Source organism: Flavobacterium faecale, from assembly GCF_048320115.1.
Lineage (GTDB): Bacteria > Bacteroidota > Bacteroidia > Flavobacteriales > Flavobacteriaceae > Flavobacterium > Flavobacterium faecale_A.
Map to the genome: position 1 here is coordinate 651122 of NZ_CP182943.1, position 25514 is coordinate 676635.

At 34.4% G+C, this 25514-nt stretch carries 22 protein-coding genes; all 22 read right to left on the bottom strand.

Features of this window, described 5'->3' with window-relative positions; genetic code table 11:
- Complete coding sequence (locus ACNH59_RS02650) at positions 1–1404, bottom strand: oligosaccharide flippase family protein (protein WP_418263906.1); 1404 nt, start codon at positions 1402–1404, stop codon at positions 1–3.
- A 3-nt stretch (positions 1405–1407) separates the two neighbouring features.
- Positions 1408–2496: a GDP-mannose 4,6-dehydratase gene (gmd, locus tag ACNH59_RS02655; protein WP_418263907.1), complete on the bottom strand. Its 1089-nt coding sequence runs from the start codon at positions 2494–2496 to the stop codon at positions 1408–1410.
- Positions 2497–2771: 275 nt separating this feature from the next.
- On the bottom strand, positions 2772–3113 hold the full coding sequence (locus ACNH59_RS02660; protein WP_418263908.1) for a four helix bundle protein: 342 nt from the start codon (positions 3111–3113) through the stop codon (positions 2772–2774).
- Positions 3114–3258: 145 nt separating this feature from the next.
- The gene (locus ACNH59_RS02665; protein WP_418263909.1) at positions 3259–4209 is read right to left on the bottom strand and encodes a GDP-L-fucose synthase family protein; all 951 of its coding nucleotides are present in this window, start codon (positions 4207–4209) and stop codon (positions 3259–3261) included.
- A gap of 286 nt (positions 4210–4495) precedes the next feature.
- Positions 4496–5503: a mannose-1-phosphate guanylyltransferase gene (locus ACNH59_RS02670; protein ID WP_418263910.1), complete on the bottom strand. Its 1008-nt coding sequence runs from the start codon at positions 5501–5503 to the stop codon at positions 4496–4498.
- A 732-nt stretch (positions 5504–6235) separates the two neighbouring features.
- Complete coding sequence (locus ACNH59_RS02675) at positions 6236–7540, bottom strand: nucleotide sugar dehydrogenase (RefSeq protein ID WP_418263911.1); 1305 nt, start codon at positions 7538–7540, stop codon at positions 6236–6238.
- A 431-nt stretch (positions 7541–7971) separates the two neighbouring features.
- On the bottom strand, positions 7972–9030 hold the full coding sequence (gene rfbB, locus ACNH59_RS02680; protein WP_418263912.1) for a dTDP-glucose 4,6-dehydratase: 1059 nt from the start codon (positions 9028–9030) through the stop codon (positions 7972–7974).
- A 36-nt stretch (positions 9031–9066) separates the two neighbouring features.
- Complete coding sequence (locus ACNH59_RS02685; protein ID WP_418263913.1) at positions 9067–9537, bottom strand: UpxY family transcription antiterminator; 471 nt, start codon at positions 9535–9537, stop codon at positions 9067–9069.
- A gap of 653 nt (positions 9538–10190) precedes the next feature.
- Positions 10191–11582, bottom strand: a complete 1392-nt coding sequence (locus ACNH59_RS02690) for a UDP-glucose 6-dehydrogenase (protein WP_418263914.1) — start codon at positions 11580–11582, stop codon at positions 10191–10193.
- Between the two features lie 59 nt (positions 11583–11641).
- Entirely contained in the window at positions 11642–12631 is a 990-nt protein-coding gene (locus ACNH59_RS02695; RefSeq protein WP_418263915.1) for an SDR family oxidoreductase, read from the bottom strand.
- Between the two features lie 3 nt (positions 12632–12634).
- Positions 12635–15109 carry a polysaccharide biosynthesis tyrosine autokinase gene (locus ACNH59_RS02700; RefSeq protein WP_418263916.1) on the bottom strand — a complete coding sequence of 825 codons (2475 nt, stop codon included), beginning with the start codon at positions 15107–15109 and terminating at the stop codon, positions 12635–12637.
- 15 nt (positions 15110–15124) lie between these two features.
- Entirely contained in the window at positions 15125–15910 is a 786-nt protein-coding gene (locus ACNH59_RS02705) for a polysaccharide biosynthesis/export family protein (RefSeq protein ID WP_418263917.1), read from the bottom strand.
- Positions 15911–15981: 71 nt separating this feature from the next.
- Entirely contained in the window at positions 15982–16602 is a 621-nt protein-coding gene (gene recR, locus ACNH59_RS02710; RefSeq protein WP_418263918.1) for a recombination mediator RecR, read from the bottom strand.
- Positions 16603–16663: 61 nt separating this feature from the next.
- Positions 16664–17029: a CoA-binding protein gene (locus ACNH59_RS02715; protein ID WP_418263919.1), complete on the bottom strand. Its 366-nt coding sequence runs from the start codon at positions 17027–17029 to the stop codon at positions 16664–16666.
- A gap of 85 nt (positions 17030–17114) precedes the next feature.
- Positions 17115–18050 (bottom strand): citrulline utilization hydrolase CtlX, encoded by a 936-nt coding sequence (ctlX, locus tag ACNH59_RS02720; RefSeq protein ID WP_418263920.1) that lies wholly within the window; start codon positions 18048–18050, stop codon positions 17115–17117.
- Between the two features lie 10 nt (positions 18051–18060).
- Positions 18061–18975, bottom strand: a complete 915-nt coding sequence (locus ACNH59_RS02725; RefSeq protein WP_418263921.1) for a dimethylarginine dimethylaminohydrolase family protein — start codon at positions 18973–18975, stop codon at positions 18061–18063.
- A 79-nt stretch (positions 18976–19054) separates the two neighbouring features.
- The gene (locus tag ACNH59_RS02730; protein ID WP_418263922.1) at positions 19055–20323 is read right to left on the bottom strand and encodes a citrate synthase; all 1269 of its coding nucleotides are present in this window, start codon (positions 20321–20323) and stop codon (positions 19055–19057) included.
- A 151-nt stretch (positions 20324–20474) separates the two neighbouring features.
- Positions 20475–21767: a phosphopyruvate hydratase gene (gene eno / locus ACNH59_RS02735; RefSeq protein WP_418263923.1), complete on the bottom strand. Its 1293-nt coding sequence runs from the start codon at positions 21765–21767 to the stop codon at positions 20475–20477.
- Between the two features lie 220 nt (positions 21768–21987).
- Entirely contained in the window at positions 21988–23088 is a 1101-nt protein-coding gene (gene carA, locus ACNH59_RS02740) for a glutamine-hydrolyzing carbamoyl-phosphate synthase small subunit (protein ID WP_418263924.1), read from the bottom strand.
- A 238-nt stretch (positions 23089–23326) separates the two neighbouring features.
- Positions 23327–23821 (bottom strand): 50S ribosomal protein L17, encoded by a 495-nt coding sequence (gene rplQ / locus ACNH59_RS02745; RefSeq protein ID WP_418263925.1) that lies wholly within the window; start codon positions 23819–23821, stop codon positions 23327–23329.
- Between the two features lie 62 nt (positions 23822–23883).
- Positions 23884–24876 carry a DNA-directed RNA polymerase subunit alpha gene (locus ACNH59_RS02750; protein ID WP_035659211.1) on the bottom strand — a complete coding sequence of 331 codons (993 nt, stop codon included), beginning with the start codon at positions 24874–24876 and terminating at the stop codon, positions 23884–23886.
- A gap of 21 nt (positions 24877–24897) precedes the next feature.
- Entirely contained in the window at positions 24898–25503 is a 606-nt protein-coding gene (rpsD, locus tag ACNH59_RS02755) for a 30S ribosomal protein S4 (protein WP_418263926.1), read from the bottom strand.
- Between the last annotated feature and the right edge of the window lie 11 nt (positions 25504–25514).

A 25514-nucleotide genomic window follows, 5' to 3' on the forward strand; every position in this document is an offset into this window, starting at 1 on the left:
TTAAAAAAATAGTTTTACTTCTTTTCTAATTTGTTTGATACTATTCATGTTTGAAATCAAATAAAGACCGTATATAGCTAAATAAGAAAACCAAGCAACTTTACTTTCAAAAAAATTAAAAAATAAACCAAACAAAACCGTCATCGAAAAAACAACAATTAAAGATTCTGTGTTAGGCGCACCCATTTTTAAATTCAGAAAATACTCTAAAATAGAACCTCTTACTATGGAAGAAAATGTCATCGCAATAATAATAAAAACAATTGAGCTAAAGTAATATCCAACCCCACAAAGTAAAAAAGAAAAAAGCATAGAAACCACATTAATATACATCAATTCTTTCTCTTTTCGTTGTACTTTCATATAGGTAACAAGAATTATTTGTGTTTTACCTTCATAAATAACCAAAGGCAAAATAAATATAAAATAATTCAAACTATCCGAATATTTCGGCAACCACCCCAAGATAATAAAATTAATTAATGGTAGTAATAGCAAACAACCAAGAAGAATTATATTGAGAATATTAATACTTAAAGAAAAATATTTCTTCTGTAATTCAATATTTACTTTCTTTAGTAACGGAAAAATAACTAATCCAATTTGCCTTATAAAAAAAAGCAACAGGGTTGTTATTGTAAAACATAAAGAGATTACACCAAAAGTAACAACACCCCATTTTTTTTCAATTGCAAATCTTCCAACTCCTAAAATAAGTATACTTGAAATAGTTGAAATCATCAAAAAAAATCCAACCACAGTATTTAGTTTGCACTCAGATAAAAATGTTTTTCTATAACTCCAGTCTATTTTACTTAATAAAATATTTTTTGATTTATATAAAACATAAATTAGACCAAGAAAATAAGAAATAGTATAACTTAATGTTATGTAAAGTAAATTAAATTTATTAAAAAGAAATAATAAACCGATAAAAAGCAAGAATGTTGAACTCGTTATTATAGTTAAAATAGAAAAAAAATTCAACTTGTTGACCGCTTGAAAAACACTGGTCATAAAAGAAGTTAAATTACTAATAATCATAAATATAACTACAAAAACAATTATTTGATTTAAATCCTCCCGACCATAGAAATATTGATAAATAAAGAAACTAATTGCCAAAATAATTTGTAGAAAAAACAGAAATAAAAACTGTGCTTTTAAGAGACCACCATTTAAATGTTCTAAATTTTTACCTCCGTACCGAAGATAAATTCCATCATTAAGTCCGAAATGAAAAAAACCTACAAAAGAAGTGTAAAATAAAAATAATTGCCAATAGCCAAAAGTTTCCACATTCAGTAACTTCGGAATAACTATGCTCATTAATATATTTATCACTAAACTAATAGATTGTGAAAGAAACAAATATAAATATGATTTGAAAACTAAATTTTTCAATTTTTAAATTTTAATTCTCAAATCACTAGCCACCATTTCCTTCACCAATCCTGCCAAATCGTATTGGGGTTTCCAACCCAATTGCGTTTTAGACTTAGTAGGGTCTCCTATTAGCAAATCTACTTCGGTTGGGCGGTAATATTGTGGATCTACACGTACCACTACAGTACCTAATGCTAACTGATATTCTGGATTATTGCAAGCTACAACCTTAGCAATTTCATTTTCGTTTTCACCTTCAAAAGCCAATTCCATTCCTACCTCAGCAAAAGACAAACGCACAAAATCACGGATATAAGTCGTTACTCCAGTAGCAATTACATAATCTTCGGCCTTGTCTTGTTGTAAGATTCTCCACATGGCCTCTACATAGTCTTTGGCATGTCCCCAGTCTCTTTGTGAGTTTAAGTTCCCTAAGTACAAACAATCTTGTTTTCCTAATGCAATAGCAGCCGTTGCCATCGTGATTTTACGGGTCACAAAAGTCTCTCCTCTTCTTGGTGATTCGTGGTTGAATAAGATTCCATTACAAGCATACATATCATAAGCTTCACGGTAGTTTTTAGTAATCCAAAAACCATAAATTTTAGCCACACCATAAGGCGAACGAGGATAAAAGGGTGAGTTCTCATCATAGAAACCTGCAGCATTTTTATTTTCAGCCAATCCCCCATACAATTCAGAAGTAGAAGCTTGATAGATTCTGGTTTTCTTTTCAAGACCCAAAATACGAACTGCTTCTAATATCCTTAAGGTTCCCATTCCGTCCACATTAGCAACATATTCAGGAGAATCAAAAGAAACTTTCACATGAGACATCGCCCCCAGATTGTAAATTTCATCCGGTTGTACCTCTTGAATGATTCTAATAATATTAGTTGAATCCGTCAAATCACCATAATGCAATTTAAAATTCACATGATTCTCATGTTGATCCACATACAAATGGTCAATTCTCTGCGTATTGAAAGAGGAAGCACGGCGTTTCACACCATGAACCATATATCCTTTTTCTAATAATAATTCGGCTAAATACGATCCATCTTGACCTGTGATTCCTGTAACTAATGCTGTTTTTTGCTTGGTATTCATATTCGTTGTTCGATATTCGTTATTCGTTGTTCGATATTCGTTATTCGTTGTTCGATATTCGTTATTCGTTGTTCGATATTCGTTATTCGTTATTCGTTATTCGTTATTCGTTATTCGTTATTCGTTGTTCGTTATTCGTTGTTCGTTATTCGTTGTTCGTTATTCGCTATTCGTTGGACGATGAACGATGAACGACAGACTATAGACGTTGTTCGCTGTTCGTTATTCGCTGTTCGATGGACGAGCAACGATAGACGGTCAACGATTAACTTATCCTACAAGGATTTTATTAATTTATAAAGCATCATTTTTATTCTTGTACATAAATCCAAAAGAACGACATACTCACTTTCCGCTATATACCCCAAATCTTTAGACAAATACAAATGATAATTAGTTTCCTCTAAAGACCCTTTTGCAATATATAAGAATTGAATAAATTCTTTTTTATACTGTCTAGCCTGACCTTCAATTATATTTGTTGGTACACTACTAGCACTTCTTCTTACTTGACTAGTAAGCCCAAATTGTTCATTTTTAGGAAACGATTCAGTAGTACGATAAACCGCAATAGTTAATTGATGCGCTAATTTCCAAACTTCTAAATTCGATTCCATAAATATTACATTATCGTTGTTCGATTTCCGTTGTTCGATGTTCGATTTCCGTTGTTCGTTATTCGTTGTTCGTTAGACGTTGCTCGATGGACGTTGCTCGAAGGACGAAAGACGAAAGACGATGGACGAAAGACGGTAAACGATTTTACATCTTCACTTCTTTAAATTTATCCTGATTTTCTAAAAACCAAGTATACGTTTTCCTAATTCCTTCTTCCAATTCCACTTGATGCTTCCATCCTAAACTATGCATTTTGGAAATATCCATTAATTTTCTCGGTGTTCCATCTGGCTTAGTACTATCCCAGTCGATGGATCCTTCATGACCAATTACTCTTTGAATAGTTTCTGCTAGTTCTTTAATCGTTAAATCCTCTCCTGTACCTACATTATATAAGTGCTCTGGCAATCTATTTTCTAAAGCAAAAACCACCGCTTGAGCCATATCATCTACAAATAGAAATTCACGCATAGGAGTTCCGCTTCCCCAAAGACTAACAGGGGCATGATTATTTTCCTTGGCTTCATGAAATTTACGAACCATCGCTGGCAACACATGCGAACTGGTTAAATCAAAATTATCGTGAATACCATATAAATTAGTAGGCATCAAACTCACATAATCTTTATTGAATTGTTTGCGTATCGCTTCACAGGCTTTTACTCCTGAAATTTTAGCGATAGCATACCATTCATTGGTTGGTTCTAAAGAATCAGTCAATAAATAATCTTCCTTTAAGGGTTGAGGAGCTAATTTGGGATATATACAAGAACTTCCTAAGAAAATAAACTTCTCAATACCCGCTTGTAAAGCCGAATCAATTAAATTATTTTGGATTAACATATTTTCCATCAAAAATTGATACGGATAATTATTGTTGGCCAAAATACCTCCCACTTTGGCTGCGGCATCAATTACAACCTCAGGTTTTTCGGTAGCAATAAAGTCTTTGACCGCTTGCTGGTTTCTTAAATCCAATTCTTTACTAGAGGCTCCTATCAAATTTTGATATCCTTTGGCTGATAATGCTCTCCAAATTGCACTACCCACCATGCCTTTATGCCCAGCAATATAAATTTTAGTTTCTTTATTCATTGTTTTCTTACTCTTTTAATTATAAAAAAAAGCGCTGTTAAACCTCAAACATCTTGTGTAATCCCACGGCTTCGCCGTTCACACTCCCATTTTTAAGAGCTGAAACGGATATTTTTTTTGCGGCAAATATAGTTAGTTTATCTCGGTTAATCCCAAAAAAAACCAAACTCGTTTGAACAACTTGGTGATTTTCAAATCACCACCACCTTCATCTTGCTTTGAATCAAGACAAAGCAAAAAAAATATCACTAAACAAAGTGATATCTTAACGTTAAGTTTACATGAATTAATTCAATAGTACCGATTGCTCTTTTTCTAAAGCATTGTAAACATATTTTACATCTTGTGATGATTTCTTTTTCAAAATTAAATTGGCATCATCGGTAAAAACGAAAATAGTATCCTTGGTTCCAACAAAAGCAGTAAACTTATTGGTCCCAATAGCCATATTCCCATTTTCATCAACAGGATGTCCTTTTGATTTTAAATAATCATAAACAGATTCAAAAGAACCTAAATCAGACCAAATAAAAGAAGAAGCTACTACTTTAATCTTTTTACTGCGTTCCATTACCGCATAATCTACACTAATGGAGGGAATATTTAATGAAAGTTCTAAATCCAACGCACCTTCTTTATTATTTTCCCATGCTATTTTGGATTTTTCATATACTTCCGGCTGAAAAGCTTTTAGCTCATCCAAAAACACACTGGCTTTAAAACAGAACATGCCACTGTTCCATAAAAAATTACCTTTGGCGATAAAATTCATCGCTGTAATTTGGTTTGGTTTTTCTCTAAAAGAAATTACGGCATCTCCTTTGCGTTCAATATATCCATAACCCGTTTCAGGCTTAGTTGGACTAATTCCAAAAGTTACGATAAATCCATTGTCAGCTTTTTCAATAGCCTCTTGTATGGCTTCTTCATATTTATCCATTGCGTCGATAATATGATCCGAAGGAGTAACAATCAAAATATCATCGGGTTGCGAAGCAAAAGCGGCAAAGGCAATCGCTGCAGCCGTATTCCTTGGCGTTGATTCCACAATATTAACGTATGGAATAGCTGCTTTTTCCATCACTTTTTTACTCAAATGACAGTTATCAACATTCCCTACCACCATCACCTGGTCAGCGATCGTTCGATTGCGCTCTACGGTCAATTCAAACAAAGACTTCCCTTCAAACAAGGACAAATACTGTTTGGGTTGACTTTTACGGGATAAGGGCCACAATCGACTCCCTATTCCTCCTGTAAGGATTACATGCGTTACGGATTTTTTGTTTTCCATATTCTAATTTATATAATTTTAAATATCTTATTTTACTAAGATCTTACTTTTCTTAATTCATCTCGACTTGCTCATGATGTGCCTAACGTTGACAATTAATATTACACGCTTTGTCAGGTCGAGTAGTTTATACTGAGCGGAGCCGAAGTACAGTCGAGACCCATTCTCCTTAAAAGAATTTCAAATCCACTCGATTTGATAAACTTTCATCACAAACCTTACACGCTTTGTCAGGCTAAGCTAAGCCTGCCCTGAGCTTATCGAAGGGTCGAGACCCCCGTCAGTTCGAGTGAATTTTAAAATAGCGCTTCTCGATACATTTTGATTTATTGAACATCAACTTATTATTCAAAATCTCCCAAATCAAAACACTCGAAGTGACGAATATGTCGTATTATTTAGCACCGTCAGTTCGAGTGAATTTTCAGAAAATGCGAATAGCTTTTTCTGAAAATTTGTATCGAGAACCGAGAACCACCGTCAGTTCGAGTGATTTTTAATAGTATGCGACAGCTTTACTATTAAAAATTGTATCGAGAACCACCGTCAGTTCGAGTGAATTTTCAGAAAATGCGAATAGCTTTTTCTGAAAATTTGTATCGAGAACCGAGAACCTCGTTAACTCCAACCAGTACTTCTCGACAGTTTTAGTACATACGTAATAACGATAACATTGTCACCCTGAGCCTGTCGAAGGGCTACACAGTATAAAACATTATCAGTAGCACCAAATCACAACCTCCCGTCAACCCCTTCTTTCAATACGCCTTTCACATCATAAAGAATACTCATTTTATTTCTGAATTGCGATAATTCCATATTCAAAAATTCAGTATGCGCTACACCTAAAACAACAGCATCAAATTTTTGAGTTGGTGCTATAGCAATTGTTTCAATTTTATATTCTTTCATTACTCCTTCGGGATTAGCCAATGGATCAAAAACCGTTACTTTAACACCATAGTCTTTTAGCGCTAAAATCAAATCTACTATTTTAGTATTGCGAACATCAGGACAGTTTTCCTTGAAAGTAATCCCTAATAACAATAGACTAGCTTCATTGACGGTGATTCCTTTTTTAATCATCAATTTGACAATTTGCGAAGCAACATATTCCCCCATGCTATCATTCAAACGCCTTCCTCCTAAAATTATTTCAGGATGATAACCTATTTCTTGCGCTTTTTGTGCCAAATAATACGGGTCAACACCGATACAATGCCCACCAACTAATCCTGGTTTGAAAGGCAAAAAATTCCATTTGGTTCCGGCAGCAGCCAAAACTTCATGCGTATCAATATGCATCAAATTGAATATTTTAGCCAATTCATTGACAAAGGCAATATTAATATCGCGTTGCGAATTTTCAATCACCTTAGCGGCTTCGGCCACTTTGATACTTGGTGCCAAATAAGTTCCTGCGGTGATAACTGACAAGTACAATTCATTTACTTTTTGTCCTACTTCAGGAGTTGAACCTGAGGTCACTTTTAATATTTTATCTACCGTATGTTCTTTATCGCCTGGATTAATTCGCTCTGGTGAATAACCCGCAAAAAAATCAATATTGAATTTCAAACCTGATACTTTTTCTAAAACAGGAACACATTCTTCCTCAGTAACTCCCGGATAAACCGTAGATTCATAAATCACAACATCTCCTTTTTTCAACACCTTACCCACCGTTTCAGAAGATTTATACAAAGGAGTCAAATCAGGGCTATTATTCTTATCCACAGGGGTAGGAACAGTAACGATATAATAATTACAATCTTTAATGTCTGCTATATCCGAAGAACAATACAAACCTTTACTTTGAGAATCATTCTTTTTGGAAGAAGGATTCTCTTTCACTAGCACAGACTGCAATATTTCATTGCTAATTTCAAGTGTACTATCGAAACCAGAGTGCAATTCATCTATTCTATTTTGATTAATATCAAAACCAACCACAGCATATTTTGTAGCAAAAAGTCTCGCCAAAGGCAAACCTACATATCCTAAACCAATAACTGCAATCTTATTATCTGAATTCATCCTGTTTTTTATGGTCTTTAAATCAAATCTTTTATAAAAAAAGCGAAAATACTACTTTAACCCGTTAGGTGAAATTAATTTAATAGTTAATTTTTATACCTGTTGTCAAATTGTCCCGAAGTTTCGGGAGTCGAAATCTATCCTTTATGGGGTCTTAAACCCTTCGAAAAGCTCAGATCAGAATCAGCTCAGACTGACATTTTGGTTCTAAATAATTTTAAATTTATAGTAGAACTGTCTTTTTTTTTAGGTGAATCTGATTAATTTCACCCAACTGGTTACTTTATAATAATTACTATAAAATGATTGCTGATTTTTGATTAATGAATTTTTGATTTCAGATGTACTTAACCTTGTGAAATCAGCAGATTTACATCTAATAACACCCAATGTAAAACCAAAAATCCCTTCCAACTTCTAACGTCCCTCATCTAACCTCTAACCTCCTTATACTGTTTCTCATAATAAGAGGCATAAGCTCCTGAAGTTACATTTTTCAACCAAGCCGTATTAGCCAAATACCAATTGACCGTTTGTTCTAATCCTTCCTCAAAAGTAACCGAAGGAGACCAACCCAATTCGCTGTTTATTTTGGAAGCATCAATAGCATAACGCAAATCATGCCCAGGCCTGTCTTTTACATAAGTAATCAATTGCGCCGATTCCCCTGCCTCACGTCCTAATTTAGTATCCATAATACCACACAACAATCGAACTAGGTCAATGTTTTTCCATTCATTAAAACCACCAATATTGTATGTCTCATGATTCTTTCCCGAATGAAAAACCAAATCAATGGCTCTAGCATGATCCACTACAAACAACCAATCGCGTGTATAATTGCCATCGCCATATACCGGTAACGGCTTATTTTCTATAATATTATTGATAAACAAAGGGATTAATTTTTCCGGAAAATGATTCGGCCCGTAATTATTGGAACAATTAGTCAAGACATAGGGCAGACCATAGGTTTCTCCGTATGCTCGTACAAAATGGTCGGAACTAGCTTTAGATGCTGAATAAGGGGAATTGGGGTCGTAAGCCGTGGTTTCAGTAAACAAGCCTTCGGCTCCCAAACTTCCATACACCTCATCAGTACTGATGTGATAAAATCTTTTTCCCTCGTATTGATCTTCCCATATTTTTCTAGAAGCATTCAGTAAATTAACGGTTCCAATGACATTGGTTTTCACAAATGCCATAGGATCTACAATAGAACGATCCACATGAGACTCGGCTGCTAGATGAATCACTCCATCAAATTGATGCAATTGAAACAATTCTGAAACAAATTTTTCGTCAGCAATATCACCTTTAACGAATGTATAATTGGAAGCGTTTTCAATATCAGCTAAGTTTTCTAAATTCCCAGCATAAGTCAAGGCATCTAAATTATAGATATGATAATCGACGTATTTGGTAACAAACAAGCGTACAACATGTGAACCAATAAATCCTGCACCACCTGTAATAAGTATTTTCTTCATCTTTATTTAATTTACTTTAGTATTCAATTAAGCACTTTAATCTTTATTAATTTCCATTTTCAAAACACAGCCCAACGATTCCAAAATTAAAACACAATGGGTTTTATTGACTTCTTGAATGGTTGCTTCCTGATCCAAAAACGGCCCTGATTCTAATTTTATTTTATCTCCTACTTGATAAGGCAAAACACAAATATCCGTTGCATTGGGTTTTTCCAACCAATGCCTAATGGTATTGATCTCCTCCTCTCTCACAATGGCAGGTTTCCCCAACCAAAACAAATAACGTACTGCCCCCGCAGATTGAAAAACCAAATTCCTATCGGCTTCTTTTAACCGTACAAAAACATAGGAATTAAACAGCGGCACCTCAATCTTTTTCTTTCGATCAGACCATTGTCTTTCTTTAATCACTAATGGACAATAACACTCTATATTCAATTTCACTAATTGTTCCGCTACCTTCTTCTCCCATTTCGGTTTTGTATACACTACATACCAGTTCATCCTCTTTTTTGTTTTGAAAAATCAATCTATTACTAATTTTTGTTTTTATGTTGTTGTTGATACCTGTAAAAATCATTAATTCGACGCTTTACTTTTTTCACAAAACAACATATTAATAATCACTTATGATACCATCCTTAGACAATATTTATTCTAAAAAAAGCAACACATAACGGGGTTATATGCTTAGGTTATATTACAAATCAACTGTAATTACTTACTACAACCAACTGTCCTTAGCTTTCGCAGTCGAGTGTCAAATGTTTGAAAAATACGTAAAAGAAAAGCTGTTTAAACACAACGACTGCTGCCTCTTTTAGACTCGAGCCGAAGGCGAATAGAGCGAAGCTAATTCCAAAACTAATTTGACCGACGAGGAAGCACAAGGCTTGAAATCAAAGATTCACGGAATCAAAAATTTAAATATTAACCTGAGTATTTTTTTGTTTCTTTTTTGATCAAGCAAAAAAAATCAGTAAGTCTCTCTTCAATTTTAATAAAAACGGCTATGATAGTCTTTTTTAATGCAGTCACTATACCCGAACTTTGGGAGGACACCAAACCAAAAAAAGCCTATCTCCCGACAGGCAGGTATCGAGAACCGTTTTCAATAATTGCAACCAACAGTTTTAAATTACCTCACTTTTTACTATTTAAGAACCAACAGATTGATAAACAAATCCTATTTTCTCCATCTCAATACGATTCAACACATTGCGACCATCAAAAACAAAAGCCGGTTTTTGCATCGAAGCATATATCTTATTCCAATCGTAAGTAATAAACTCATCCCACTCAGTCAATACTGCAATAGCATGTGCATCAGCACAAGCGTCATACGGATTAACAACGACAGTTAACTTCTTTTTATTATCATCAGAACTTCTAGTTTCTAAATAATCCAAATCAGATTGTATTTTTGCAGCCTCGACTTTAGGGTCAAAAACAGCAATATTAGCCTGTTCGTTTATCAAATCATCAGCCACATAAATAGCCGCAGATTCTCTCGTATCATTAGTATCTTTCTTGAATGCCCAACCTAAAAAGGCAATTTTTTTATCGGCAACTGTATTATATAATGTTTGAACAATTTTACTAGAAAACCGCCTTTTTTGATGATCATTCATGATAATCACTTGCTCCCAATAATCGGCTACTTCTTTCAAACCATACGACTTGGCAATATAAACTAAATTCAAAATGTCTTTTTGAAAGCAAGAACCTCCAAAACCTACTGATGATTTCAAAAATTTAGGTCCAATTCGGCTATCCATTCCAATGGCCCTGGCTACTTCATTCACGTCAGCACCTGTTTTTTCACACAATTCAGACATGGCGTTGATTGACGAAATTCGCTGTGCTAAAAAGGCATTGGCAGTTAATTTTGACAATTCTGAAGACCAAACATTTGTCGTTAAAATTTTATCTTCCGCTACCCAATTTGCATACACATCTACCAAAGCTTGAATAGCGTCTTGTCCTTCTGCTGAACTATCGCCTCCAATCAGGATTCGGTCAGGAGCTAATAAATCGGTTACAGCTGTACCTTCAGCCAAAAATTCAGGATTAGACAAAATCTGAAATTGGACTCCATTTCCTGTATGATCCAAAATACTCTTTATAGCCTCAGCAGTTCGCACAGGCAAAGTTGATTTTTCTACTACAATTTTATTGTCTTTGGCTACCCTAGCAATTTGCCTAGCACACAACTCAATATACTTTAAATCAGCAGCCATTCCTTTTCCTTTTCCAAAGGTCTTAGTAGGCGTATTCACTGAAATAAAAATTAACTGTGCCTCATCTATGGCCTGATCTACATCAGTAGAAAAAAATAAATTTCTCCCCCTAGCCTCTCCGACAATTTCAGCAAGACCTGGTTCATATATCGGAATATTATTAACATCCTCATCATTCCAAGCCGCAATTCTGCTTTCATTCAAATCAACAACTGTTACTTGTATGTGTGGACATTTTTGAGCAATTATCGCCATCGTGGGCCCTCCAACATATCCTGCACCAATACAACAAATTTTAGTAACCTTCATTTTCTATCTTCTGTATTTATTATCTTTTTTTTATATAAAATGCTACTACCTAGAACTCGCTAACGCAAATTTTCCCAGTACCAAGCCACCGCTTCTTCCAGTCCTTCTTGTAAGGAATATTGAGGATGATACCCTAACAACTCTTTCGCCTTATCAATACTAGCCAACGAATGCGGAATATCACCCGCTCGGTTAGGACCGTACTCAATTGCAACATTGGCTATTTCAGGACGATACTTAGACAAAGATCCTTTTAAATAATTCACCAAGTCGTTTAACGTATTCCGATCCCCATAAGCGGTATTAAAAACCGTATTTATCGCCAATGGATTCTCTGTTAACATAGCCAACTCATTCATTTGAATCACATTATCGATATAGGTAAAATCGCGAGAGTAATTACCATCTCCATTTATCACCGGACTTTGCATTTGCATCAATTGCATCACAAATTTTGGAATAACCGCAGCATAAGCGCCATTAGGATCTTGCTTCCGACCAAAAACATTAAAATAGCGCAATCCAATGGTTTCCATACCATAACTTTTACTGAAAATTTCAGCATAAAGTTCGTTTACGTACTTAGTAATGGCATAGGGAGAAAGCGGTTTCCCTATAACTTCTTCCACTTTTGGCAAACCCTGAGAATCTCCATAGGTAGAAGAGCTGGCTGCATATATAAATCGTTTCACCTTAGCATCTCGTGCGGCTACCAGCATATTGATAAAACCCGTCACATTTACGTCATTAGTCGTAACAGGGTCCTTTATAGAACGAGGCACTGAGCCTAGCGCCGCTTGATGCAACACATAATCGACATCTAAAACAGCTGCTTCACAATCCTTGTGGTTTCTAATATCCCCTTCAATCAACCTGAAATTGGCATTATTCTCAAATGCTTTCAAATTACACCGATGACCAGTGGCAAAATTATCCAAACAAACTACTTGATACCCTTTTCCTAAAAAGTACTCGCATAAATTAGAGCCAATAAAACCAGCCCCTCCTGTAATCAATATCGTTGTATTATTCGTTTCTTGCTTACTCATTTTCTAACTTTTTTTGGACTTCCGAAATTGATTTGTGATGCGATTTATCCAACTTTTCGGTTTATCCCCCTCATGATATCCATTGGCATAAGAACCGTATCCATAGCCATAACCGTATCCATAACCATACCCATACGCAGAACCATACTTCGCTTTGTTTTCGAAACCATTAAAAATGATACTGGTATTCGATAATTCTTTCCTTTTTACCCTATTATTCAATAAGGTAATCATTTCTTTTTTAGTAAAATTTTGCCGCACAATATACAAAGTTACATCCACAAATTCGGATAACTCTAAAGCATCCGAAACCAAACCTACAGGTGGTGTGTCTAGGATAATATAATCATATTTTTCTTTTAGTTCATTCATCAAATCTCCCATTCGATCGCTCAAAATAAGCTCCGAAGGATTCGGCGGAATAGGTCCTGACAAAATAACATCTAAATACGGAATGTGCGTTGGAGTTACAATTTCATCAACACCCAATTGATGGATTAAATAATTCACAACTCCTACTTCATTTACTAAACGAAACTCTTCAGATAATTTAGGCTTGCGTAAATCTAACCCTAAAATAACGGTTTTCTTTTCGCTCAAGGCAAAAACTGTTGCGATATTAACGGAACAAAAAGTCTTTCCTTCACCACTAATTGAAGAGGTAATCATTAAAGTCTTAGCTCCATCAACGTTTTGTTGTTTGTACAAAAATTGCAATGAAGAGCGAATCGCTCTAAATGATTCTGACAATGCCGATTTCGGCTTATCAAAAACGGCTAAATCAGTACCTGCCTTATTGAGTCCAACAACACCTATCAGAGGAATTTGAGTCAGACTATTGATGTCATCCGTATTTTGAATCGAATTATTAATAAAGAAAATAGTGAAAACAAAAATCAACGGAAACAAAATACCCAGAAACAGTGCCAACACATAATTGACTGAGGTTTTCGGCCCTAAAAGCCCACCACCTATATCTTTAGCAGGATCGATAAAATGAATATCCGATAAGTTCGCCGCTTTGACAATATCTGCCTCACTTCTTTTTTGCAAAAAAGTATTGTAAATATTATCACTTAAATCATACTTTCTCTTAATTTTGATCAACTCTTGCTGATCTTCAGGAAGTTTTTTGATGGTATTCTCTGCTTGACTTATTTTATTATTTATAAGCGACAAGTCGTACTGTAAAGATGCTTTTGCAGTTGTGATATTCTCTAAAATCACATTTTTAATTGCATCCATTTGCATATCAAAATCTTTGAAAATCTTTTCACTTTTTACCGCGTAAGCCATCTCTGAACGTTGGGTAGAAAGTGCTATTAATTTTGATATATTGGTCGTAATATTAGGGTCATCAATTCCAGCTACAGAAGGTGCTGGAAGTTTAGAATAGTCAACACTGTTTTTTAGATAGTTTTTTAGGGAATTGTAATAGGCTAATTTACGAGCGATTTCGTCTTTTTGGACATCAAAATCAAATATTTTATCCGAAAATTTCTCGCCCCCCGCTTCAATATCATAAATATTTTTACTTTTTCTAAAAGACTTTAATTCGTCTCCGGTTTCTCTCAATTGAGATTCCATGGCAACAAGGGTACTATCGATAAAGCTGATTGTATTGGTTGCAAATTGATTTTTGTCATCTAATTGCCTTTTGATTAAGACATTTACAGTGGAATTCAAATACTCCACCATTCGTGCCTTATTTGTCCCTTGCATACCAAGAGTAATGATGGATCCTGCTCGATCATCAACCCGAACATTAACACCTTTGTACCTAGAAACTGTAGCGTCAAAATCGTTGAATTTCACAAAATATTCGTTGCCTATATAAAAACCCGGGTTGTCTTTTATTTGTAATTTCCAATTTAAGAAAGGCAATGTTACAGCCGACCCTACTTTATATCTTTTGACAAACTCCGTAGGAACTACAGCAGTATTGGAATATGAATTATCCACATAAGAAACTAGGTTAACATTATTTGTAGCAAAAGGAATGCGAATTTCGTATTCGTTCTCAGTCACAAATTTAATTCCAATCAGAGTGTTTACAAGCTGTCCTTTTGTCTTATCAATATTGACGTAAAAAGGTACGGCGCCATAGGCATCTACTAGCTTGTACTTTCCTTGAACTAAATAATCAATATAAAATTGTAATTTTTCAACTACTAACTCATTATGTGATCTCGATTGAAATATGGTTGAAATGGTACTTACTTGATCTGAGATTCCACCCCAGTTAAAAACCAAACTGGTATTGGAAGTAAAAAGTGGATTACTTTTTTCTTTAACAGAAATAAGCGTTTCCATACCGTAAATTTTTTCTTTTCGAATGTTGACTTGGTAAGCCACAGTGAAAGTAATAATCAAACTGATTAAAAACCACTTCCAATAGCTTCCTATTTTAATTAGAAAACCTTTAAAGTCGAAACTTGCTTGGTTTTCAAAAATTGAAAAATCTTTAATATCTAACATTCTTCTATCACGCTTTTAATTGGTTAGCAGAAAAAACATGGTAGTAGCTAATGAAAACAGGGATACAAAGGTACTTATTGACTCCAGTCCTGTTTTTCCAGTTCCCCAAGTTTTCTGTTTTAGTGGCTTTATAAAAATAAAGTCGTTTGGCTGCAAATAATAATATGGTGATTTCATCACATTAATATCTGTAAGATCCAGGTCATGCATCTCAACACCTGTTGGTGATTGCCTCATAACAGTAACGGCTTTCCTATTACCTGTAAGTGTAATATCACCTGAATTAGCAATCGCCTCCATAATAGTTACACGGTCTTGAAACAAGGTTTTACTACCTGTACTTCCTATTTCCCCTGTAATTGTATATTTAAAACCTGCCAATTTCACAGTTACAAAAAGGTTTGCTTCTTTTGTAAAATACTCGGCTAGTAATTGCTTCTCTATTTTCAATCGTATTTCGTCGACAGTATAACCAAGGACATTCATCTCTCCCAATACTGGAATTCTAATATTCCCATGATCGTCCACTGTAAATCCATCAAAATATAAAGCTGAAGCTGATTTCCCGGCCTCTCCTTCAACTGTACTGAAGATTGAAACCAATTTAGGATCAATTGCCTTTATACTCAAGCTCAACACATCATTAATTTGAACTCTATAAGGCTTAGATGGAACTGCTGATATATTTGAACCTGTATCCACTCCTCCTTTTTGTTGCAAATAAACCAAATCACGAGTTGAAATACATGAGGTAAATAACTGCGCTATGCATAAGAATAAGAAGAAAACGTATTTGTTCATTTTTTCATTTTAGACAACAAATATAGCTTTTTCATTTACTATATTAAAAGTTTGATTTTCTTAATCCCCAATTAATTGCTCTTAAAAGATTTTTCAAAAGGAATTCTATGCAATATGCTACGACCCAGGGTCACTTCATCAGCATATTCTAATTCATCACCCACGGCTATCCCCCTAGCAATAGTAGACATTTCAACTCCTGAATCTGCAATTTGCTTGTAAATATAAAAGTTTGTTGTATCTCCCTCCATTGTAGAGCTCAACGCAAATATAATTTCAGTCACATTGCCTGATTTTACTTTCTCAACCAATGAAGGAATCTTCAATTGACTCGGCCCAACTCCTTCAATTGGTGATATTTTACCACCCAGAACGTGATACACTCCTTTAAATTGCCCTGTTCCTTCGATAGCCATGACATCCCGAATATCTTCAACAACACAAATCAACTGTTTATTTCTATTGGGATTGGCGCATATTTCACAAACTTCACTATCCGAAATATTATGACAACTTTGACAATACTTTATATCGGTACGCATGTTTACCAATGCTTGCGACAAAAAATCCGTTTGCTCTTTGGGCTGTTTCAACAAATGAAGTACTAACCGCAAAGCTGAACGTTTGCCTATTCCTGGCAATTGTGCAATCTCATTAACTGCTTTTTCAATTAATTTTGAAGAAAACTCCATGGGAATAATGATAATTTATTTAAAAAGCACCAAATAAATGAAGCTCTTTCGAAATTATTAATTAGTATTGATCTGTCGCCAATAATACCAGCGTACAAGCGGATTCTGCTTTAATATTATTTAGCTCTAAGAGTTGCGAAAGCTCTGGGTTTTCACTACCTGGATTAAAAATTACACGCTTTGGGCTTGCCTCTACGATATAATTATAATAATCTCTTTGACGTGAAGCTTTCAAGTACAAACTTATTGTATCAATATTTTTTAACGGAATTGCCTTGGTTTGAATTTTTACCCCTGCCACTTCTCCTGCATTTTGACCAATCGCCAAAACAGAATACCCTCTGCTCACTAGATTATTAATTGCTTTATAAGACGCTCTTTCAGCTTTGGTAGAAGCTCCCAGAATTAATGTTTTTTTATTTTTCATTATATTTTTTGTGTTTTACAAAAGTAACGCTTTTCAGGCTTGAATAATTCAAACTTCTAATCTTTGATTAACAACTTCTCAGCAACTATTTCTTTTCTAAAAAAATTTCTGCCAACATGCATCGTGCACTTCCTCCTCCACATGCTTCAATAGTATCTAAATTAGAATGCAAAATAGCCGCATGCTTTTCCAATTGCTCTTTTTGTTTGACCGTCAAGGATTCAAAAGCAGCAGTACTCATCACCAAATATTTTTTATCATCAGCTCCTAAAACTTCCAGCATATTACCGGCAAAACTGCTCAATTGTTTTTCTGAGATCAAAATAATTTCTTTACCGTCTTTTTTAAGGTTTTCTAAAACCATTTTTCGTTCTTGCTTATCATCAATCGCATCTGCACATACCACTGCAAAAGTATCCCCTACACACATCATCACATTAGTATGATAAATGGACTTACGTTCTCCTTCAACTGTTTGAAAGGCTTCAAAAATTACAGGCGCATAATCAAAATCTTCGCAAAACTCAATAAACAATTCTTCATCAGCTCTTGGCGAAAGCGCACAATATGCCTTTTCATTGGCTCGATCTAAAACTATACTCCCTGTTCCTTCCAAGAATAATTCGTCTTCTTCAGCGGAAGAATAGTCGACAATATTATCAATCACAAATCCTTCCTCTTCTAATAAATCCAAAATATCTTCTCTTCGCTCCAAACGTCGATTCTCAGCAAACATAGGATAAAAAGCAACGTCTCCATTCTGATGAAAAGAAATCCAATTGTTTGGAAAAATACTGTCAGGTGTACTCGGATTTTCTGTATCATTAACCACAACAACATTTACTCCCACCTCTGTCAGTTTCCCTACCAAAGCATCAAATTCTTGTTGGGCCTTAACATTTACAGTAGCAGGTAGCAATCCATCAATAACTTTTTGATAATAATTATTGACGGCAGTTTGCTCATTCATTCGAAACGCCACAGGACGAATCATCAATACAGAATTGGTAATTTGTTTCATTATATTTTTTTTAATCTCTTATTAAAGGCAAAGTAGAACAACGCAATAAGCCTTCTTGCTTGGCTATTTCAGCATAAGGAACCTCCTCTACTACAAATCCATTTTCCCGTAACCAATTGTTAAGTCTTTTAAACTTTTTCTCAGAAACAACTACATTCGTATCAATCGAAAAAATATTAGAATTCATATTATACATCTCATTGCGTTTACAATGAAATAAATTATCCTTCCCAAAAAGATTCACTAAATACATATAATCAGCTTCTTCACGAAACCCTCTTTTATAAATAATTCCTTTGTCTTTACCCACAGGCTGAAAACAACAATCTAAATGTAATGCGTTATCTCTAGCTTCCAACTTAGATTTAATCAAGTCAAACTCCTTCACAATCTTATTAGGAAACAGGGATTGGATATAAGCAACTCCTTCCATATTAGTTCGAGCGGTGATATAGTTTTTGTAATCACTTCCTTTGTAAGTTCCTACAAAAATATGATTACCCCACAACATCACATCTCCTCCCTCAATATGCACTTCTTTTGGAGGCCGCACTACTTTCGACCGATTAATCTGATCAATGATATACTGAATGGCGTCCAACTCATTCTCTCTTTCCGGTAATATATTGGACTTTATAAAAACATCCTCTATTACAAACCCAATATCTCTGGTGAAAATTTGATTGTAATTTTTGATCAAATCAGGACGGTACACTTTTACATCATACTTGCGTAAAATTGCTTCGAAAGCATTCATTTCATAAACCATATCTTCTTCTACTGGATAGGTTCCAGCCAAGATATGTTCTAATGATTTTGGATCGTACGCTTCCTCTACTGTCGGGGTAGGACCATTGCTTTGCGCGGTACCTAAAACCACAGCTCTCAAGCGCGAAGTTTCGTTATGGATATTTAACTGTATCATGAAATTCAAATACTTTAAACAAAGGTAAAAAAAAAGCTCCACCTTTCAGTGAAGCTTTATAGGAATAGAATTTTGTATATTATTTAAACTCTCTTAATGGAGATCCTGTATAAATTTGTCTTGGTCTTCCAATAGGCTCTTTGTTTTCACGCATTTCTTTCCATTGCGCAATCCAACCTGGTAATCTACCAATTGCAAACATTACAGTAAACATATCTGTTGGAATTCCTAAAGCTCTGTAGATAATTCCAGAATAGAAATCTACATTAGGATATAAGTTTCTCGCTTTGAAATACTCATCTTCTAATGCTGCTGCTTCTAACTTTCTAGCAATATCTAAGATAGGATCTTCAACACCTAAAGTAGCTAATACTTCATTAGCTGCTTTTTTTATGATTTTAGCACGTGGATCAAAGTTTTTGTAAACTCTATGTCCAAAGCCCATCAATCTGAAAGGATCTGCTTTATCTTTAGCTTTAGCCAAATATTTTTCAGTATCACCACCGTTATTATGAATCTCTTCTAACATTTCAAGTACCGCTTGGTTAGCACCACCATGTAATGGTCCCCAAAGTGCAGATACACCTGCAGAAATAGAAGCAAACAAACCAGCATGAGAAGAACCTACCATTCTTACTGTTGAAGTAGAACAGTTTTGCTCGTGATCAGCATGAAGGATAAATAATTTATCTAATGCATCAATTACTGTTTGACTTACCTTATATGGCTCTGTTGGAATTTCAAACATCAATCGCATGAAATTTTCCACATATCCTTTTGTATTATCGTAATAATTCATTGGATACCCCATATTTTTCCTAAAAGTCCAAGTAGCTATCACTAAGAATTTACCCATAGTTTTACATACCGCACAATACAAATCTTTTTCATTCTCTACATCTACCGACTTAGGATTAAAAGAAGTTAATGCACTTGTCAAGGCTGCTAAAATCCCCATTGGGTGAGCTGATTTTGGAAAGCCATCCAAAATACTCTTCATTTCCTCGTTCACTAGAGTATATTTGCGAATATCATTCTCAAATTTCTCTAATTCTGCAGCCGTTGGTTTTTTACCAAAAATCAACAAATAAGAAACCTCTAAGAAATTAGCATTTTCTGCCAAATCTTCGATTGCATACCCTCTGTAACGTAAAATACCTAGTTCCCCATCCAAGAACGTAATTTCACTTGTACAAGAACCTGAATTTTTATACCCTGGATCAAGAGTAACCAATCCAGTTAAATCTCTTAATTTCTTAATATCAATAGCTTCTTCGTTTTCGCTTCCTTTAAAAATTGGAAACTCATACTTTTTGCCATCGATTTCTAATATAGCTGTTTTTGACATAATACTTTGGAAATAAATCTTATTTTTAATAAAGCCCAAATCTAAGGAATTTCGATTTAATTAAAAAATGAATAATCTAACGAAATTGTTAAAACTCAAAAAAAAAGCCATTTACTTTTGGTAAATGGCTTTAAAATAATTTCAAAAATAATTATTTCTGTTTGAATGCATTCTTTCCAGGGAAATATGCAGTATCTCCTAACTCTTCTTCAATTCTAATTAACTGATTGTATTTAGCCATACGATCAGAACGTGAAGCAGAACCTGTTTTAATTTGACCACAATTTAAAGCTACTGCTAAATCAGCAATAGTATTATCCTCAGTCTCTCCTGAACGGTGAGACATTACAGAAGTATACCCAGCATTTTTAGCCATATTTACAGCTGCAATCGTTTCAGTCAAAGTACCAATTTGGTTCACTTTTACAAGGATTGAGTTCGCAATACCTTTTTCGATACCAGTTGACAAACGTGTGACATTAGTAACAAACAAATCATCACCTACTAATTGAACTTTATCTCCAATTTTTTCAGTTAATAATTTCCAACCGTCCCAGTCATTCTCATCCATACCGTCTTCGATAGAGATAATAGGGTATTTAGTAGTTAATTCCGCTAAATACTCAGCTTGTTCAGCAGAAGTTCTTACTTTTCCAGTTGGCCCTTCAAATTTAGAGTAATCGTATTTACCGTTTACATAAAACTCAGCAGAAGCACAATCTAAAGCAATCATGATTTCGTCACCAAAAGTATATCCTGCATTTTCAACAGCCAATTTGATTGTATCTAAAGCATCTTCAGTACCACCAGCTAAATTTGGAGCAAAACCACCTTCGTCACCTACAGCAGTACTCAAATCTCTATCGTGCAATACTTTTTTCAAAGAATGAAAAATTTCAGAACCCATTTGCATTGCATGCGTAAACGATGTTGCCTTAACAGGGAAAATCATGAACTCTTGAAAAGCAATCGGTGCATCAGAATGCGAACCACCATTGATAATATTCATCATTGGAACTGGTAAAGTGTTTGCAGAAACACCACCAACATATCTATATAATGGCAAACCTAACTCATTAGCTGCTGCTTTTGCAACCGCAAGAGAAACACCTAAAATAGCATTTGCTCCTAATTTAGATTTATTTGGAGTACCATCTAAATCAATCATCATTTGATCGATTACATTTTGTTCAAAAACAGATGTTCCTACTAATTCTTCAGCAATAAGTGTATTTACATTTTTCACTGCATTCAAAACACCTTTTCCTAAATAGGCTTTTCCACCATCACGTAATTCTACTGCTTCGTGCTCTCCAGTAGAAGCTCCAGAAGGAACTGCTGCTCTTCCTAAAACACCACTATCAGTGATTACATCTACTTCAATAGTAGGATTCCCTCTAGAATCGAAAATTTGTCTTGCGTGAATTTTAATAATTATGCTCATACTTCTTTATTTTTTTAATTTTAAATACAAATATATTCTATCTCTTTTAATGATTATGCAAAAATTTTTGAATGTTATCAACGAAAACGATGTATTCTATTTTTTTAAACAAAACAACCTTAGTATTTTATAAAAATAAACCACCAAATACCCTAACATTCTAATTTGCAACTACGGAACAAAATCAAAACTAAACACTGTAGCTTTAATTGGTTCCATATTATCCTTTTAGATTGGCAACAAATTGATCAAATAAATAAGATGAATCGTGAGGCCCCGGACTAGCTTCTGGATGGTATTGTACTGAGAAACAGTTTTTATTTTTCAAACGCATACCTGCCACAGTTCCATCATTCAAATGTAAATGTGTAATTTCTAAATCTGGATTCGCTTCTAACTCTTCTTTATTCACGGCAAAACCATGGTTTTGAGAAGTTATCTCTCCTTTACCTGTAATCACATTTTTTACAGGATGATTAATCCCTCTATGTCCGTTGAACATTTTATAAGTTGAAACTCCGTTAGCCAAACCAATTACTTGATGACCTAAACAAATACCAAATAAAGGCTTGTTGTTTTCCAAAATTTCTTTAGCTACTCCTATCGCACTAGCTAATGGTTCTGGATCTCCAGGTCCGTTTGACAAGAAATAACCATCAGGATTAAAGGCGGCTAAATCAGCATAAGTGGCATCATAAGGAAACACTTTGATGTAACAATCTCTTTTAGCAAGATTACGAAGGATATTGGTTTTAATCCCTAAATCCAAAGCAGACACTTTATAAGTTGCATTTTCATCACCAAAAAAGTACGGCTCTTTCGTTGATACTTTAGAAGCCAATTCCAAACCTTTCATATCTGGAACCTTTGCCAAAGCAATTTTTAACTCTTCAACAGGAGTACCATCAGTACAAATAACAGCATTCATAGCTCCGTTTTCTCTGATATAACTCACCAATGCTCTGGTATCTACATCTGAAATACAGATTAAATTTTGTTTCACAAAATAATCTTCTAAACTTCCAGAAGCATCTTCACGAGAATAATTAAAACTGAAATTTTTACAAACCAAACCAGCAATCTTAATCCCCGCAGATTCAACTTCATTATCATTCACCCCGTAATTACCAATATGAGGATTCGTAGCTACCATGATTTGCCCAAAATAAGAAGGGTCAGTAAAAATTTCTTGGTAACCTGTCATACCTGTATTAAAACAAACTTCACCAAAGGTTGTTCCGCTAATACCAATAGATTTTCCGTGAAAAATTGTACCATCACTTAATAAAAGTATGGCGCTCTGTCTTGTTGTATATTTCATTCTTTGATTTATATTTTAATAGCTTAGTGAAATTCGCACAGCTACAGTAATTTGTAGATAAATATTGTGCAAATTTAATCCATAAATACAATGGAAACAAATTTTTAAAAGGGATTGTAAAAAATAACCATTCTAATTGTCGTTAGTATACTTTATAAAACTAACATCATTAGCCAAAAAAAAAGGATAAACTATAAATAGCTTATCCTTAATTATTATTGAATGATTATTTTCATAATTACTCAGTAGCTTCTGTTGTAGTTTCAGAATCATTTTCAGCAACTGGAGCTTCAGTAGCTTCATCTGCTTTTTTAGATTTTCCACCACGACGGCTTTTTGCTTTTTTAACTTCTTTTTTACCTCCGTTGTAAAGCTCATTGAAATCTACTAATTCGATCATTGCCATATCAGCATTATCTCCTAAACGATTTCCAACTTTAATGATACGAGTGTATCCACCTGGACGGTCACCAACTTTAGCAGCTACGTCTCTGAATAAATCAGTTACCGCATATTTACTACGTAAGTAAGCAAAAACAATACGACGATTGTGAGTAGTATCGTTTTTAGATTTTGTTATTAAAGGCTCAACAAATTGTTTAAGCGCTTTTGCTTTAGCAACAGTAGTATTAATACGTTTGTGCTCGATAAGAGAACAAGCCATATTAGCCAACATAGATTTTCTATGCGCAGTCTGTCTGCTTAAGTGATTGAATTTTTTTCCGTGTCTCATGACGTGTTTTTTTAAACCCTCATCTTGCTACTATCCTCTATGGAGAGCAAAATATGAGCAATTTATTCTTTATCTAGTTTGTATTTAGCCAAATCCATTCCGAAAGTTAAATTCTTCACAGCAACAAGTTCATCAAGTTCTGTTAAAGATTTTTTACCAAAATTACGGAATTTCATTAGGTCATTTTTATTGAACGATACTAAATCACCAAGTGTATCAACTTCAGCCGCTTTCAAGCAATTTAATGCTCTAACAGATAAATCCATATCAACAAGCTTAGTTTTAAGCAGTTGTCTCATATGCAATGACTCTTCATCATAAGATTCTGTTTGTGCGATTTCATCAGCCTCGAGTGTAATTCTTTCGTCAGAGAATAACATGAAATGGTGAATTAAAACTTTTGCAGCTTCAGTAAGAGCATCTTTAGGATTGATAGAACCATCAGTTTTAATTTCGAAAACTAATTTTTCATAATCTGTTTTTTGCTCCACACGGAAGTTTTCAATAGCGTATTTTACATTTTTTACAGGAGTAAAAATAGAATCCGTAAAAATAGTACCTATTGCAGCGTTTTGTTTTTTGTTCTCCTCAGCAGGAACGTATCCTCTACCTTTTTCGATTGTTAAATCTAGGTTTAATTTGATTTTACTATCTAAATTACAGATAACCAATTCTGGATTCAAAACTTGGAAACCTGAAATAAATTTTTGAAAATCACCAGCTGTTAATTGATCTTTACCAGTAACAGAAATACTAACTGATTCATTATCTATATCTTCAATCTGACGTTTAAAACGTACTTGTTTAAGATTAAGAATGATTTCGGTAACATCTTCAACAACTCCTGAGATAGTAGAAAACTCATGATCTACACCCTCTATGCGAACAGATGTAATTGCATATCCTTCCAATGCTGAAAGCAAAACTCTTCTAAGTGCATTACCAACAGTCAATCCGTAACCAGGTTCTAAAGGTCTAAATTCAAATTTACCTTCAAAATCGGTTGAATCGATCATGATAACTTTATCGGGCTTCTGAAAATTAAATATTGCCATAAATTTCGACTAAGTCAATTATTATTTGTTGTACAACTCTACGATTAATTGTTCTTTAATGTTTTCTGGAATTTGAAGTCTTGCAGGTACAGAAACAAAGGTACCTTCTTTAACATCATTGTTCCAAGTAATCCATTCATAAACATGACTTGAATTAGACAAAGAACGTTCGATAGCCTCTAAAGATTTAGATTTTTCACGAACTGCAACTTTATCACCAGGCTTTAAGTGGTAAGATGGAATATTTACAACCTCACCATTTACAGTGATATGTCTGTGAGAAACTAATTGTCTAGCACCTCTTCTAGATGGAGCAACGCCCATTCTGAAAACAACGTTATCCAATCTCGCCTCACATAATTGTAAAAGAACCTCACCTGTTACTCCTTTAGTAGCAGATGCTTTTTTAAATAAACCTCTGAATTGTTTTTCTAAAATTCCGTAAGAATATTTAGCTTTTTGCTTTTCCATCAATTGGACAGCATATTCAGATTTTTTACCTCTTTTTTTAGCCATCCCGTGTTGCCCAGGAGGGTAATTTCTTTTTTCGAAAGCCTTATCATCTCCGAAAATTGCCTCGCCAAATTTACGAGCAATTCTAGTTTTTGGACCAGTATATCTTGCCATTTCTATGAATT